Genomic DNA, 15,420 nt, shown 5'->3' on the forward strand with positions numbered 1-15,420 from the left:
TAGGGCACTGACCGCACCAAGGAGCCAGCATGAACGATCGCGTTATCATCTCTGTCAACAACCATATCGCCACGGTGACCCTGAACCGGGCCGACAAGCACAACGGCATGGATCTGGATATGCTGCGAGGCGTCATTGCCGCACAGAAAAAAGTCCGCAAGATGAAAGGTATCCGGGCGGTGATTCTGCAGGGCGAGGGCCCCTCATTCTGCGCCGGGCTGGATTTCAAAAGCGTACTGGCCAAGCCCCTCACGGCGTTCGCCAGCTATATGCAACTGTGGTTACCCTTTCAGAACGATTTTCAGACCTGGAGTATTGGCTGGCGGGAGGTAGGGGTTCCGGTCATTGCCCTGATGCACGGTAACTGCTTTGGCGCCGGCCTGCAGCTGGGCCTGGGAGCCGATATCCGTATTTGCCACCCGGACGCACAGCTCTCCATGATGGAAGCCAAATGGGGGCTGGTGCCTGACATGGGTGGTGTCGCGCTGATGCGGGAACTCATGCCACTGGACAGGGCCAAGGAGCTCACCATGACAGGCCGCATTATCGGCGCTGATGATGCCAGAATACTGGGACTGGTGACTCACGTCAGCGACGATCCAATGCACACCGCCCTGACATTAATCGAAGAGATTTCGGTGCGCTCACCCGATGCCGTCGCCGCCGGTAAATTCCTGTTGCAGGATGCCTGGCGGGCTTTGGATCGGGCCGCCTTACGGGCTGAGCGGCTCTGGCAACGCAAAGTCATGGGCACCAAGAACCAGCGCATTTCCGTGCAACGCAATCAGAAAAAAGAGGCCATACCCTTTACCGATCGCACCATCGATTAGTAAGACGCCCAACGGTGCAGCGAACGCCTTACCAGCTGCGCTGGTACAGGCCCGGGGCCTACTCCATTCGCATGCACACCAGCCGGATGCTCAAGGCTCCGGATACCAGCTGCCATCATCCCGTTTACGAATCCACATTCGGGAATACCAATGGAAACGCCCTGCTTCACCTGCCACCGGCAAGGTACAGTTGTAACGTGAACGCCCCACCGCCACCGGTTTTGGGGCCTTAATCACATAGACATGCTGTGGTTTGCTGAGCACCTTGATCGGGCCCTGACCACTGGCAAAGCAGGTCAGCTGGCCTTTATGGTCCGCAAGCTGCAAACGTAATTCGGGAATCACCGCCTCTGCAAACACCCAACCGGGGAAGGTTTCCTGCACCACCGGTAGGGGCAGGCTGCTGGCTTTAACCCGGAAATCCGCCAGCTCACGGTAGTGTTCATTGAAGGGAAACCGGGGCGCCATTCCGGATTCCAACAGCCGCTTGTCCAAGGCCCCGGATTGTTGACCAAACCCCAGATACCCCCAATCCTGCAGCGCGTCAATGATGGCGGCATCCGCCTCCCCATAGGGATAAGCAAAATAGCGCCAGTTCTGCCCGGTTTCCGCTTTGATGCGCTGTTCTGCCCCATCAATCTCCCGGCGCAGGGCTTGCAGCCAGTCGCGATCGGACAGGCCTTCATCCCTGCGCAGCAAATGCAGGTGACTGCGTGTGTGATTGGCCAGGGTCACGTCCTGTGCCTGCAAGGCCCGCAACTGGTCCCAGGTCATGTAGCCGTGCTGCTTGCGATCGACAAAATCGGTACTCACAAACACGGTAAACGGGTAGCCGAACTCGTTCAGCAGAGGGGCCGCCGTGGTGGCTATGTCGTCATAGGCATCGTCAAACGTGATTACCACCACCCGGTCCGGTACCGCCTGCTCTGCACGCAATGCCGTCACCAGTTCCGGCAACCCCCACACGTGGTAGCCCTCTGTTTTCAAGATCTCCAAATGCTGCCGAAACACCTTGGGTGAGAGCGAAGTGGACGCTGGCGTGTCCGTCGCAATATGATGATATTGGAGAATCACACCATGGTGAGCGCTGTTGGCAACCGGCTCGGCCCAGCCATGAACCGCAATTAACAACCCGTTCACCAGACACAACAATGCGCTGAAAGCATGCTTGACCATATAGTCGACCTCTATTGACCTTGGTATTATCCTGCGATGGACTCAGAGTAACGCCTGAATCAACATCACCATCCTAAACTGATTCAGCCAACATAACCAAGGTGTACCGATGCAATTCGATAAAGACAAAGTAAATGAAATGACCACCGGCTCCATTCCTCTGGCGAAATTTGTGGGGGCCGAGGTCATTGAAATGGAGCGCGGCTACGTCAAAATGGCCATGCCCTTTGAACAGAACGTCAACCACATCGGCATCATGTACGCCGGCTCCATTTTCACCCTGGGTGAATTACCCGGTGGCGCGCTGTTCTTCAGCGCCTTCGACCCCACCCAGTGCTACCCCATCGTGACCGAAATGAGTGTCAAATTCTTAAAGCCCATCAAGACCGCGGCCACGGTGGAGTGCCGAATCAGCGATGAGGAAATTGAACGGGTGAAGCGTGAAGTGGCGGAAAACGGCAAATCCGTTTACATCCTGGAACAGGAAATCAAAGACGAAAGCGGCGAAATCTGCGCCATCACCACCGGTCGTTATCAGGCCCGTGCCCACGGCCGCTGAACCGACATTGCGTCACCGGACTGTCGCACAAAAAAGCCCGGTCAAACCGGGCTTCTTCCATAAGGCTGCCTGCTTAACAATTACCCGTTAAGCCTGACTGGGTCTATGCGTGGTACTGGGCACTCAACTCATGCACCGCGTCCACAAACACTTTGGCGTGGTCCGGATCGGCATCCAGGGCAATACCGTGGCCCAGGTTGAACACATGGCCATCCCCATGACCAAAGCTTTCCAGAATGCGGGCAACCTCCGCCCGAATGGCCTGGGGCGAGGCATACAGAACCGAAGGGTCCATATTGCCCTGTAAGGCAAGCTTGTCACCCACCCGCTCACGGGCCGCGCCGATCTCAATGGTCCAATCCAGGCCGGCAGCGTTGGCACCTGCATCGGCGATCAACTCCAGCCACTGTCCGCCGTTTTTGGTGAACAGAATACTGGGCACCGCACGTCCGTCGTGCTCCTTGATCAAACCGGCCACAATTTTTTTCATGTAATCGAGTGAAAACGCCTGATAGTGTTGGGTGCTGAGCACACCACCCCAGGTATCAAAAATCTGTACAGCCTGGGCACCGGCCAGAATCTGTTGATTCAGGTAATCAATGACGCTGTCCGCCAGCTTATCCAGCAATCCGTGCAGCACCTCAGGCTGGGCGTACATCATGCGCTTGATGGTGCGGAAATCCTTGCTGGAACCCCCTTCCACCATGTAGGTAGCCAACGTCCAGGGGCTGCCGGAAAACCCGATCAACGGCACCCGCCCCCCCAGCGCAGAACGGATGGTTCGTACCGCGTTCATCACGTAATCCAGATCCACCGCCGCGTCCGGAACCGGCAACGCTGCCACATCCTGCTCGCTGCGTACCACTTTTCTGAAACGGGGGCCTTCCCCCTGCTCAAAATACAGGCCCAAGCCCATGGCATCGGGTATGGTCAAGATGTCTGAGAACAGAATCGCGGCGTCCAACTCAAACCGTTCCAGCGGCTGCAGGGTGACTTCGCAAGCCAGTTCGGCATTTTTACACAGGGACATAAAATCCCCGGCCTGGGCCCGGGTGGCCTTGTACTCAGGCAAATAACGACCCGCCTGCCGCATCATCCACACAGGGGTGACATCCACCGGTTGTTTCATCAGGGCTCGCAGGAATCGATCGTTCTTCAGTTTGGACATGTTGGGCCTATTGTCTTGGTTCACCTAAATGAGCATCTTGCGCGTAAAGAGTTGTGGCATTTCGGTACGGCAGCCGACTAACACGCAATTGCAACATAAAAAACGGGTGGAAGTGTACAACGATTCGCTCGCCATTACTCCACCCGTTGCAACGGTGTTACCAAATTGTTCAGCAGTGTGACCGATCAGATGTCCAGGTAATCCAGGATACCTTCGGCCGCCTTGCGGCCTTCCCAGATGGCGGTCACCACCAGGTCCGAGCCCCGCACCATATCACCACCGGCAAAAATCTTGGGGTTGGAGGTCTGGAACTGGAATTGAGCCTGCTCCGGCGCCAGCACCCGGCCACCATCGTCCGTGCTCACACCGGCTGTTTCAAACCAGGGCTGGGGGCTGGGACGAAAACCAAAGGCAATGATCACCGCATCGGCATCCAGAATCTGCTCGGAACCGGGGATGGGTTCCGGGCTGCGACGGCCACGGGCATCCGGCTCACCCAGGCGGGTTTCCACCACCTTTACGCCTTCCACCTTGTTGTCACCAATAATGGCAATGGGCTGACGATTAAAGAGAAATTCGACCCCTTCTTCGCGGGCATTGGCCACTTCACGGCGGGAACCGGGCATGTTGGCTTCATCGCGGCGGTAAGCGCAGATTACTTTATCGGCACCCTGGCGAATGGCCGTCCGGTTACAGTCCATGGCGGTATCACCACCACCCAGCACCACTACTTTCTTAGCGCTCATGTTAATGAAATCGTCGGCCGACTGCTCGAATCCCATGTTGCGATTCACGTTGGACACCAGGTACGGCAAGGCTTCGTAGACACCGTCCAGATCTTCACCGGGAAAGCCACCCTTCATATAGGTGTAAGTGCCCATGCCCATAAACACCGCATCGTACTCACTGAGCAGGTCGTCGATGGTGATATCCCTGCCGATTTCCGTATTCAAGCGGAACTCAATACCCATGCCCTCAAACACTTCACGGCGCAGCTGCATCACCGGCTTTTCCAGCTTGAATTCCGGAATACCAAAGGTCAGCAAGCCGCCTATCTCAGGATTGCGGTCAAATACCACCGGCTTCACACCATTGCGTACCAGTACGTCCGCACAGCCCAATCCCGCTGGTCCGGCACCGATCACCGCCACTTTTTTATCGGTCCACACCACGTCCGACATATCCGGGCGCCAGCCCATAGCCAACGCGGTATCGCTGATGTACTTCTCCACCGAACCGATGGTAACCGCTCCAAAACCGTCGTTCAGTGTACAAGCCCCTTCACACAAACGATCCTGAGGGCACACCCGACCACAGACTTCCGGCAACGTGTTGGTCTGGTGGCTCAGCTCAGCAGCCTCCAGAATATTGCCTTCCGATACCAGTTTCAGCCAGTTGGGAATGTAGTTGTGCACCGGGCACTTCCATTCACAATAGGGGTTGCCGCACTCCAGGCACCGGTGGGCCTGAGACGCGGCCTGCTCCGGCTGGAATGGACTGTAGATCTCAACGTACTGAGAACGTCTTACCCCGATGTCCTTCTTGGAAGGATCGTTGCGGGGCACATCCAGAAATTGGAAGTCGTTACTTAAACGTTCTGCCATCATTAACCTCTTTCATGGATCCGGAGCCAGGCTCCCATCACATCCTTCTTACTCAGGACGGTGTCTTATGCTGTTCAACAGTTTCTGCACGCTGGCCGCCTTCGGTTTCACCAGCCAGAACTGGCCCACATAATCATCAAAGTTATCAATGATCGACTGGCCCCAACTGCTGCCGGTTTCAGCCACAAACTCTTCGATTACGCTCACCAGATGATGGCGGTAGGCTTCCATCTCTTCACTGTTGATGCGCTGGATCTCCACCAGTTCATGGTTGTACTTGTCGACGAAGGTTTTGTCTTCATCCAGTACATAGGCGAAACCACCGGTCATACCGGCACCGAAGTTGTAGCCGGTTCGACCCAGCACCGTAATCAAACCACCGGTCATGTACTCACAGCCGTGATCACCAACCCCTTCCACCACCGCATGGGCGCCGGAGTTGCGCACGCCGAAACGCTCACCGGCGGAACCCGAGGCAAACAATTTACCGCCGGTGGCACCGTATAAGCAGGTGTTGCCGATGATCGAGGTGTCCTGGCTCTTGAACGGGCTGCCCTTGGGTGGACGAATCACCAGCTTGCCGCCGGTCATTCCTTTACCAACGTAATCGTTGGCATCCCCTTCCAGGTACATGTTCAAACCACCAGCGTTCCACACCCCAAAACTCTGCCCGGCGGTGCCGTTAAAGCGGATGGTAATCGGTTGTTCGGCCATGCCCTGATTACCGTGACGCTTGGCAATCTCACCGGAAATCCGGGCACCGATTGAGCGGTCGCAGTTGGTGATGCGGTATTCAAACTCACCACCGGCCATGGCGTCGATGGCCGCCAGTGTTTCTTTCACCATGCGCTCGGCCAATTCACCTTTATCAAAGGGTACGTTCTTGGGAACCTGGCAGGTATGGGGCTTGTCCGCCGGCACATGGGCACTGGACAGTATCGGCGTCAGATCCAGATTACGCTGCTTTTCGGTAACCCCTTCCAACACCTCCAGCAGATCCGTACGACCCACCAGCTCTTCCAACTTACTGACCCCCAGGCGTGCCATCCACTCACGGGTTTCCTGGGCCACGAACTTGAAGAAGTTCATCACCATCTCAGGGGCACCGATGAAGTAATCCTGCCGCAGTTTGTCCTGCTGGGTGGCCACACCGGTGGCACAGTTGTTCAGGTGACAGATGCGCAGGTACTTACAGCCCAGAGCAATCATCGGGATGGTGCCGAAGCCGAAACTTTCCGCGCCCAGGATCGCCGCTTTCACCACGTCCAGGCCGTTCTTGAGGCCGCCATCGGTTTGCAGACGGATCTTGTCACGCAGATCATTCCCGCGCAGCGCCTGGTGGGCTTCGCTCAGGCCCAGCTCCCAGGGTGACCCGGCATAGCGGATTGAGGTCAGTGGACTGGCGGCGGTGCCACCATCGTAGCCGGAGATGGTAATCAGATCAGCGTAGGCTTTTGCCACACCCGCCGCAATGGTGCCCACACCCGGTTCGGAAACCAGTTTTACCGATACCAGCGCATCCGGATTCACCTGCTTGAGGTCGTAGATCAGCTGCGCCAGATCTTCGATGGAATAAATGTCGTGATGGGGTGGCGGCGAAATCAGGGTCACGCCGGGCACCGAGTAACGCAAACGGGCAATCAGCTCGTTCACCTTACCACCGGGCAATTGCCCACCCTCACCGGGCTTGGCCCCTTGTGCGACTTTGATCTGCAGCACTTCCGCATTCACCAGATAGTGTGGCGTCACACCGAAACGGCCTGAGGCAACCTGCTTGATCTTGGAAACGCGCTCGGTACCAAAGCGGACAGGATCTTCACCGCCTTCACCTGAGTTACTGCGGCCGCCCAAACGGTTCATGGCCATGGCGATGGCCTCGTGCGCTTCCGGGCTCAAGGCGCCCAACGACATACCCGCAGAATCAAAGCGCGGCAGGATAGCCTCCAGAGGCTCTACCTCGTCCACTTTGATTGGGCTCACGTCGGTCTTCAGGGACAACAAATCACGGATCGCGGCTACAGGCCGGTCCTGAGTCAGGGCGGCGTATTCACGGTAAGCCTCAAAGTCACCGGACTGAACCGCCTTGTGCAATGCAGCGATCACATCCGGATTAAAGGCGTGGTATTCACCACCGTGTACAAACTTCAGCAAGCCACCCTGCTCAATGGATTTACGAGCTTTCCAGGCATCCACTGCCAGGCGCTTGGCATCGGCTTCGAAATCAGCAAAGCCGGCACCCTGGATACGGCTCTGCACGCCGCAGAAGCAACTGTCCACCACATCACGGGAAACACCCACCGCTTCGAACAACTGCGCTCCCCGATAGGAGGCAATGGTGGAAATCCCCATTTTGGACAGAATTTTCAGCAAGCCCTTATCGATGGCTTTGCGGAAATTCTTCTGGGCGTCGATGGGATCCATCAATACTTCCCCGGTACGCACCAGGTCACAGATCACATCAAAAGCCAGATACGGGTATACCGCGGTCGCACCAAAGCCGATGAGGCAGGCAAAATGATGAGGATCACGGGCCGATGCGGTTTCCACCACGATATTGCTTTCACAGCGCAAGGCGTTATTGGTGAGGTGGTGATGCACGGCACCGGTGGCCATCAGGGCCGGGATGGGTAATTTACCCTGATCGATATCACGATCGCTCAGTACCAGGATGACCTTGCCGTTGCGGGCAGCTTCTGCTGCCTCCTTGCAGACATTTTCCACCGCCTGGCGCAGGCTGATGGCCGCGTCATAGTTGAGGGAAATTTTCTGTACGGCATAGCCATCGCGCTCTATGGACAGCAGTTGCTGAAACTTGCTGTGGGACAATACCGGCGAAGTCAGAATGGCACGATCAGCATGTTGAGGGGTTTCCTCAAACACGTTGCGTTCCGCCCCCACGCAGGTCTCCAGCGACATAACGATGGACTCCCGCAGCGGATCGATCGGCGGATTGGTTACCTGGGCAAACTGTTGGCGGAAGAAATCGTACAATGGGCGCACTTTGGCAGACAGCACCGCCATGGGGGTATCGTCACCCATGGAACCCACCGCCTCCTGGCCATTCTCCGCCATGGGGCGAATCACCTGATCACGCTCTTCAAACGAGACCTGGAACAGTTTCTGATAGGTTTTAATGGCCGCCGGATCCAGCTGCTCGATGGAGCGGGTTTCGTCGGTCAACGTATCCTGGATACGAATGGCGTTTTCCTTCAGCCACTGCTTGTAGGGCTGACCCTGCTTGAGACGCTCATCCACATCCCGGGTGTGCAATACATCACCGGTTTCGGTGTCCACCACCAGAATCTGACCGGGGCCCACCCGGCCTTTGGCTACAACATCTTCCGGCTTGTAGGAATACACGCCGATTTCAGAAGCCAAGGTGATGTAATCGTTCTTGGTGATCACCCAGCGGGCAGGGCGCAGACCATTTCGGTCCAGCATACAGATGGCATGACGGCCATCGGTCATCACCAGGCCGGCGGGGCCATCCCAGGGTTCCATATGCATGGAGTTGTATTCGTAGAATGCACGCAGGTCGGCGTCCATGGTTTCCACGTTTTGCCAGGCGGGAGGCACCATCATGCGCACAGCCCGATAGATGTCCACGCCACCTGCCAGCAACAGTTCCAGCATGTTATCCAGGCTGGATGAGTCGGAACCGGTGCGGTTCACCAACGGAGTAATTTCATCCAGGCCCGGTAACAGGTCCGATTTGAACTTGCTGGTGCGTGCCACTGACCAATTACGGTTCCCCATAATGGTGTTGATTTCACCATTGTGGGCCAGATAACGGAAAGGCTGCGCCAACGGCCAACGTGGCAGGGTGTTGGTGGAAAAGCGCTGGTGGAACACACAGATCGCTGTACCCATGTCCTTGTTTGCCAGATCCTGATAAAAAGATGGCAAGTCGGCCGGCATCACCAGGCCTTTGTAGGACACCACGGAGGCGGACAGACTGGATATATAAAAGTCGCGGTCTTGCTGCAGTACCACTTCGGCACGACGGCGCGCAAAGAACAGGCGGCGATTGAGCTCCTGCTCGGACATCCCCGCACTGTTGATAAAAAGCTGCTCAATAGTCGGCAAGCTTTCCAGAGCGATGCTGCCGCACACGGAGCTGTCCACCGGCACGGTACGCCAGCCCACTGTGTCCAACCCCTGCTTGGTGATTTCCTGTTCCAGCGCGGAACGGGCACGGGCAGCATTGTCCGCATCCCTGGACAGGAACACCATGCCCACTGCAAACGCAGCAGAGAGTTCCTGACCAAAGGTTTTTTTGGCAACAGAACGAAAGAAGGCTTCCGGCATTTTCAACAGCAGGCCACAGCCATCGCCGGTCTTGCCGTCGGCAGCGATGCCACCACGGTGCGTCATGCAGGTCAACGCTTCGATAGCGGTCTGCAGCAGATTGTGGCTGGCTTCGCCCTTCATATGGGCAATCAAGCCAAAGCCACAGTTGTCTCTAAACTGGTCAGGATGGTAGAGCCCACCACTCTGTACACTCATCACAAGCGAAAGCCCTTTTTCCAGTGAATTCAAAGGTTTAATAGCGATTCTCGCAGGCCTTAATGTTGGGCCGGGCAAAAATGGAGAGCCATTTTACATGCGAACCCCCCTTGGAACAAACCCAACCCGTGACCGAAGGGCCTTTCAATGCTGTATTTGCCTGCCAAAGCTTCATTAGGCACGCAAAAAACAGTCCAGAAATGAAGAAGTTAACAATGACCCGTCAGTTTTTTAGATCTTTTTGAATTGCTTCGATTTTTCGGATCCAAGGGCCCTGTTTTTGCAGTTTTTGCGGCAATTTTGCCACGGCAGCCTTCGCTTGCTCATAGTCGGAGAAGCTGGCCTGCACCACAACATACCAGGCCGCACCATTACGCTGTGTTTGATAGTAGGTTAGTTTCTGAACACTCGGGTAGTCTGCCAAAAACGCATCAACCGTGGCTTTTTCCCGGGCACCCAACAGCTGTAAAGCATAATGATCGCCGGGCAATGACCGTATCCAGGCGGTACGTGAGTCCACTTTGGGTGCGGTAACCACCGGTTTTGGCTTTTGCGCCGCTACCGGCTTTTGCCCCACTACCGGCTTTGATGCCTTGTCGCTGGTGACCGGAGTAGCCGTTCGGGCCGGCTCCGCTGCTTGCGTCGGCGCCTGCTGATCTGCCTTTGACTCACCGTTAGATTGAGATTCGTTGACGCTGGTGCCGGAGGGCTTTACCGCGGGAGCAGAAGCCGCAACCGGCGCTGGCAGTTTTTCAGTCAGCCCGGTCTCGTCTTTCTGCGTTCCGGTAGAAGGCTCTTGCTGAACGGAAGGCTCTTGCTCAGCGGAAGGCTCTGCCTGGGCAGAAGGCTCTGACCCGGGGGACAGTTCTGAGCGGGCAATATTCCGGGGCCCGGGCTCCGCCCCAACCTCCGCTGAAGTCCCTGGTTCCACTTCACCGCGGGAGAAAATCAATATCGCCAACAGCAGAAATACAGTGCCCAAGGCACCTACGTGCATCCAGGGGATGGCCGGCTTGTTAGCGCCCCCCTGAGGGCTATCCAGCGCCGCCTGCAACAGTTCACCTGCCACCTCATTGATGCGCCGCGCGTTCCCCAGGCTAAGATTGAAAATGCGTTGCATTTGGTCATCACTGAAACGCGCAGAACCCATACCTCCGGTGCGCATACGATACTCCACGTATGCCCGGGTCTCCCCTTGGGTAAAGGGGGCAAGCGACAGACGAAAATGGTCAGGGACACGGTCAAACAGCGGCCCGAACTGATCGAGCTGGTCAGGATCATCGGCATCCATCACCAACAGGATTTTAACCGGCAAACCGGCGCTGGAAGCCAACATCAGGGATAACAGCTCGATACTGGAGTCATCCAGGTACTGGGCATGGCGCACCACCAATAGCAGCACCCTGGATTCATCGTCAGCCAAAGTGGCGCAGTCAATCAACTGGGCCTGTAAATTGTCCTGGGAAAAGCCGGTTGGACAATGCCAGGGGCCATCCAGCCTGCTCAATATGCTGTCTGAATTCATCAGCACGTCGGCCTGCACCATGGCTACATCAAATAAATCAAAATCCAGTTCAGCGAGCAAACGGTCGATCACGAAATGCTTTCCGATGCCCTCATCACCATACAGCAACAGTAACGCCGGCCCGTAACGCAGCAGGTGCGTCAATTGCTGCACTGCATCCTGCCGGCCGGCACCGGGAAAGAACAGCCCATCCACTGCGCCATCGATAAAGGGGGAGGTACGATTCGACGTCATCGTCATAAGGGAGCTCAGGTCGGGGCGGTGCAGTCATGCAAGGTAGCACGCAGCATGCCCGGGTCAAAATCGGCTGTCACTATGGCACTGCCCACCCGCTCAAGCAACACCAGGCGGATGCGCGCATCAACGTTCTTTTTATCCACGGCCATCTTTTCCAGATAGGTGTCCACGGACATATCGGCTGGGCCAAGCACCGGCAACCCCGCCGCCGCAATAATATTACGGCCTCTTGCCACAGCGCTTGCCGGCACATTCCCCATGCGGCAGGAAAGGTCAAGCGCCATCACCATGCCGGCACCCACCGCCTCACCGTGCAGCCAGCGCCCATAGCCTTGGACCGCCTCGATCGCATGGCCAAAGGTATGCCCCAAATTGAGTATGGCGCGCAAACCGCCTTCACGCTCATCGGCAGCGACCACCTCAGCCTTCACCCCACAGGAACGCTTGATCGCATGGGTGAGCGCGGCACTATCCCGGGCCACCAGTCTGCTCATGTTATCTTCCATCCAGTGCAGAAACGCCTCATCCCGGATCAACCCATATTTGATCACTTCCGCCAATCCCGCCGACAGCTCGCGCGCGGGCAGGGTAGACAAGGTTTCTGTATCGGCGATCACAGCCTTCGGTTGGTGAAAAGCACCTATCATGTTCTTACCCAAGGCATGGTTCACCCCGGTTTTGCCGCCCACGGAGGAATCCACCTGGGACAGCAAGGTAGTGGGAATCTGGACAAAATCCACACCCCGCTGATAGGCAGCCGCAGCAAAACCAGTGAGGTCACCGATCACCCCGCCCCCCAGGGCCACCAGGGTGGTGGTACGGCTGTGCTTCTGTTCCAGCAATTTTGTAAATATCAGGTTCAGAGTATCCAGGGTCTTATACTGCTCGCCATCGGGCAAAATCAAACTGCAGGCCTGCAAACCCTCCAGACCGGCCATAACCCGATCCAGGTACAACGGGGCAATGGTGGTATTGGTAACCACCAGAACCTGCTTCCCCGCCAGGGTGGGAAGCAAATCCCCCAGCCTATCCAGCAGTCCGGAGCCAATATAGATGGGATAGCTGCGATCCCCCAAATCTACACCAAGTGTTTCCATTGACATTCCATTCACTCATGTTCGACGGCCGCTATTGTAACAGCAATCCATGGGAAACGGACTATGCCAGGGGCCCACTCGGGCCCTTAACGCAGGCTATAAAGAAGGTTACTCAGAGAGGTTGTGAAACTAATTCGGCGATCCGGGAGGCCACATCGCGAATATTGGAGGCATCGGTATCCACCACGTGATCCGCTACTTCCAGATACAACGGTTCCCGATGCTTCATGAGCTCCGTTAACACTTTGCGGGGTTCGGCGTGCTGCAACAATGGCCGCTTGCGATCCTTGGCCGTTCGCGCCAATTGCTGCTCAATGGAGGTTTTCAGGTAGATCACAATACCGCGCGCGGATATAACCCTCCGATTGGCCTCACGCATAACGGCACCGCCGCCAGTAGCCAGCACCACGCCATCGCGCTGAGTCAGCTCATCGATCACGTTTTCCTCGCGGCGCCGAAAGCCCTCTTCCCCTTCCACATCAAATATCCAGGGAATATCGGCGCCCGTCCGAGCTTCAATTTCATGATCGGAGTCGACGAATTCATAGTGCAGAATTTGAGCCAGCTGACGCCCGATGGTGCTTTTTCCTGCTCCCATCGGGCCAATCAGAATCACATTACCGTGTTTCGACATGCGTTACTGGGCAGCAAGCACATCATTAACGATACGAGGTGTGATGAAGACCAACAACTCGGCTTTTTCGCTGGTACTGGTAGTGCGCCGGAACAGTCGGCCCAGCACCGGCAGATCACCCAGGAACGGAGTTTTGACTACTGCCTCCACATCCTCTGAGCGGAATACACCACCCAGCACCACTGTTTGGCCATTATCCACCACCACGCTGGTTTCAATCTCATTGGTGTCGATAGAGGGAACACCGTTAAAGATCTCACCCACTGAATCCTGATTCACTTTAAGATCCATTATGATACGACCATCAGGTGTAATCTGGGGGGTTACTTCCAAGGAAAGCACTGCCTCTTTAAAGGAAGTCGAGGTCGCACCACTGGAGGAGGCTTCCTGATAGGGAACTTCAGTACCGGACTGAATCTTTGCCGTTTGCTGATCCGCAGTTAACACCTTGGGTGTGGACACAATATCCGCCCGACCGTCTGACTCCAGAGCTGACAGCTCCAGATCCACCAAGCCATGCTCGCCGAAATCGAATACACCCAGCGCGATCCTGCTAACCTGTTCACCCGCAACACCCAGATCCACTGACAAAGAGTTATCCCCGAACTCAATGGATTGCGGATCATCCAGCGCCTCGGTCAGGCCACCGCGATTACCCTGGATCAAGACTCCCGTGTTGGAATCATCGCCCACTTCGTAGTGCGCAATACCCCACTGCACACCCAATTCTTCGGCTGCATCAGACCGTGCAATTACGATGCGGGCCTCAATCATCACCTGCCTTATCGGTATGTCGAGTTGCTCCAGCATGAAGCGCACTTCATCAATGTTAGAACCAGTATCCTGAATCAATAACACATTTGTACGCTCATCTACTGTGATGCTACCACGCTCACTGAGGAACCCGGAGGTGGTCACTAACTCCGCCACTTCCGAAGCTTTGGCATAGTTGACGGTCAGATATTCGGTGCGCAATGGCGCCAATTCCTTAACTTGGCGCTGCGACTCCAGCTCCAGTTTCTCCCGGGCAGCGATCTCATCGGCGGGGGCGACCAACATGACGTTACCCACTTTACGCTTGTCCAAACCTTTGGTCTTGAGAATCAGATCCAAGGCTTGATCCCAGGGCACATTCTGCAAACGCAAGGTGATACGCCCACGCACGGTGTCACTGGCAACCAGATTCAACTCAGTGAAGTCGGCTATCAGCTGTAGCACAGACCGCACTTCGATATCCTGGAAATTAAGCGACAGTTTTTCGCCCGTGTACTGGAATTTTTCTTTTCGCTTACGCTCAAGTTCGGCAGTGCTGATTGGTTTCACGCTGATAGTGAATTGCTTATCAGTCTGATACGCCATGTACTCATATTCACCTGTTGGTGTCACTGAAATTCGAGCATTACCCGACACAGTGCTGGCGTCAATCAACTTGACCGGGGTGGCAAAATCCACGACATCCAGACGCCGTTGCAACTGCTCCGGCAGTGCCACACCGACAAAGTCGGCAACAATCTTTCCACTTTCCTCAGACAGGTCAATCGGTGCATTGGCATCGCTCAAAGTGATAATGACCTGACCTTCGCCTTGCTCACCACGCCGGAAGTCGATCTCCTGCACACCCTTGCTGGACCTGACCGGTTTTGAAGAGACGGTTGATGTAATCGATGCCTGAGCGGCGGGAGCCGCTGCGGACGCTTCTCCGTCACCTACAGTCAACAGCAGATTATTACCCACCACTTTCGTGCTGTAACCGGTCAAAGACGTCAGATTCACGATCAGACGGGTTCGACTTCCTGCCCCCATCACCGTCATGCTGCGAACATTGCCGTTACCCAGGGTATGGTATTTCTCCGACAGGCCGTTGGTAACACCATCCAGATCTATAGCGATTCGCGCCGGCGAATCCGTGGTATACCCGGTCGGCTCAGGTGGCGCACCATCAAACTTGAGTTTGATTTCCACCGCATCACCCGGCATGGCTGCTGATTCAACACCCGTCAGGGTTGCGGCGAACAGCGGAGATGACAACAGGGCAAACACAGCACCCCAACAGAACTTGAATTTCATTGCAGCTACCTGCTTGC

At 56.1% G+C, this 15,420-nt stretch carries 10 protein-coding genes; 2 read left to right on the forward strand and 8 right to left on the reverse strand.

Going from position 1 to position 15,420, the window contains the following annotated elements:
• The first annotated feature begins 29 nt into the window (after positions 1-29).
• The gene (locus D9N13_RS21025) at positions 30-830 is read left to right on the forward strand and encodes a crotonase/enoyl-CoA hydratase family protein (RefSeq protein ID WP_290593935.1); all 801 of its coding nucleotides are present in this window, start codon (positions 30-32) and stop codon (positions 828-830) included.
• A gap of 90 nt (positions 831-920) precedes the next feature.
• Here D9N13_RS21025 and D9N13_RS21030 read toward each other — a convergent pair whose 3' ends face one another.
• The gene (locus D9N13_RS21030) at positions 921-2,006 is read right to left on the reverse strand and encodes a polysaccharide deacetylase family protein (protein ID WP_290593936.1); all 1,086 of its coding nucleotides are present in this window, start codon (positions 2,004-2,006) and stop codon (positions 921-923) included.
• A 109-nt stretch (positions 2,007-2,115) separates the two neighbouring features.
• Between D9N13_RS21030 and D9N13_RS21035 the strand changes: the two genes are divergently transcribed.
• Entirely contained in the window at positions 2,116-2,565 is a 450-nt protein-coding gene (locus tag D9N13_RS21035) for a PaaI family thioesterase (RefSeq protein ID WP_290593937.1), read from the forward strand.
• 103 nt (positions 2,566-2,668) lie between these two features.
• Here the strand turns inward: D9N13_RS21035 and hemE are convergent, their stop codons facing one another.
• The 7 genes from hemE to D9N13_RS21070 all read right to left on the reverse strand — a co-directional run bounded on the left by hemE (position 2,669) and on the right by D9N13_RS21070 (position 15,403).
• Positions 2,669-3,733: a uroporphyrinogen decarboxylase gene (gene hemE / locus D9N13_RS21040; protein ID WP_290593938.1), complete on the reverse strand. Its 1,065-nt coding sequence runs from the start codon at positions 3,731-3,733 to the stop codon at positions 2,669-2,671.
• 185 nt (positions 3,734-3,918) lie between these two features.
• Complete coding sequence (locus D9N13_RS21045) at positions 3,919-5,337, reverse strand: FAD-dependent oxidoreductase (protein WP_290594285.1); 1,419 nt, start codon at positions 5,335-5,337, stop codon at positions 3,919-3,921.
• Positions 5,338-5,385: 48 nt separating this feature from the next.
• On the reverse strand, positions 5,386-9,843 hold the full coding sequence (gene gltB / locus D9N13_RS21050) for a glutamate synthase large subunit (RefSeq protein ID WP_290593939.1): 4,458 nt from the start codon (positions 9,841-9,843) through the stop codon (positions 5,386-5,388).
• 223 nt (positions 9,844-10,066) lie between these two features.
• Positions 10,067-11,608: an SPOR domain-containing protein gene (locus tag D9N13_RS21055; protein ID WP_290593940.1), complete on the reverse strand. Its 1,542-nt coding sequence runs from the start codon at positions 11,606-11,608 to the stop codon at positions 10,067-10,069.
• Between the two features lie 8 nt (positions 11,609-11,616).
• Positions 11,617-12,702: a 3-dehydroquinate synthase gene (gene aroB, locus D9N13_RS21060; RefSeq protein WP_290593941.1), complete on the reverse strand. Its 1,086-nt coding sequence runs from the start codon at positions 12,700-12,702 to the stop codon at positions 11,617-11,619.
• Positions 12,703-12,814: 112 nt separating this feature from the next.
• Positions 12,815-13,336, reverse strand: coding sequence for a shikimate kinase AroK (aroK, locus tag D9N13_RS21065; protein ID WP_290593942.1), 522 nt, complete (start codon positions 13,334-13,336; stop codon positions 12,815-12,817).
• A 3-nt stretch (positions 13,337-13,339) separates the two neighbouring features.
• Positions 13,340-15,403 carry a type IV pilus secretin PilQ gene (locus D9N13_RS21070; RefSeq protein ID WP_290593943.1) on the reverse strand — a complete coding sequence of 688 codons (2,064 nt, stop codon included), beginning with the start codon at positions 15,401-15,403 and terminating at the stop codon, positions 13,340-13,342.
• Positions 15,404-15,420 lie beyond the last annotated feature (17 nt).

The organism is Ketobacter sp. GenoA1, from assembly GCF_003671475.1.
Lineage (GTDB): Bacteria > Pseudomonadota > Gammaproteobacteria > Pseudomonadales > Ketobacteraceae > Ketobacter.

Bases quoted from the DNA above. Each gene is read 5' to 3' on its own strand.
- D9N13_RS21025 (WP_290593935.1), top strand. From the start codon at position 30: ATGAACGATCGCGTTATCATCTCTGTCAACAACCATATCGCCACGGTG.
- D9N13_RS21030 (WP_290593936.1), bottom strand. From the start codon at position 2,006: ATGGTCAAGCATGCTTTCAGCGCATTGTTGTGTCTGGTGAACGGGTTG.
- D9N13_RS21035 (WP_290593937.1), top strand. From the start codon at position 2,116: ATGCAATTCGATAAAGACAAAGTAAATGAAATGACCACCGGCTCCATT.
- hemE (WP_290593938.1), bottom strand. From the start codon at position 3,733: ATGTCCAAACTGAAGAACGATCGATTCCTGCGAGCCCTGATGAAACAA.
- D9N13_RS21045 (WP_290594285.1), bottom strand. From the start codon at position 5,337: ATGGCAGAACGTTTAAGTAACGACTTCCAATTTCTGGATGTGCCCCGC.
- gltB (WP_290593939.1), bottom strand. From the start codon at position 9,843: ATGAGTGTACAGAGTGGTGGGCTCTACCATCCTGACCAGTTTAGAGAC.
- D9N13_RS21055 (WP_290593940.1), bottom strand. From the start codon at position 11,608: ATGACGATGACGTCGAATCGTACCTCCCCCTTTATCGATGGCGCAGTG.
- aroB (WP_290593941.1), bottom strand. From the start codon at position 12,702: ATGGAAACACTTGGTGTAGATTTGGGGGATCGCAGCTATCCCATCTAT.
- aroK (WP_290593942.1), bottom strand. From the start codon at position 13,336: ATGTCGAAACACGGTAATGTGATTCTGATTGGCCCGATGGGAGCAGGA.
- D9N13_RS21070 (WP_290593943.1), bottom strand. From the start codon at position 15,403: ATGAAATTCAAGTTCTGTTGGGGTGCTGTGTTTGCCCTGTTGTCATCT.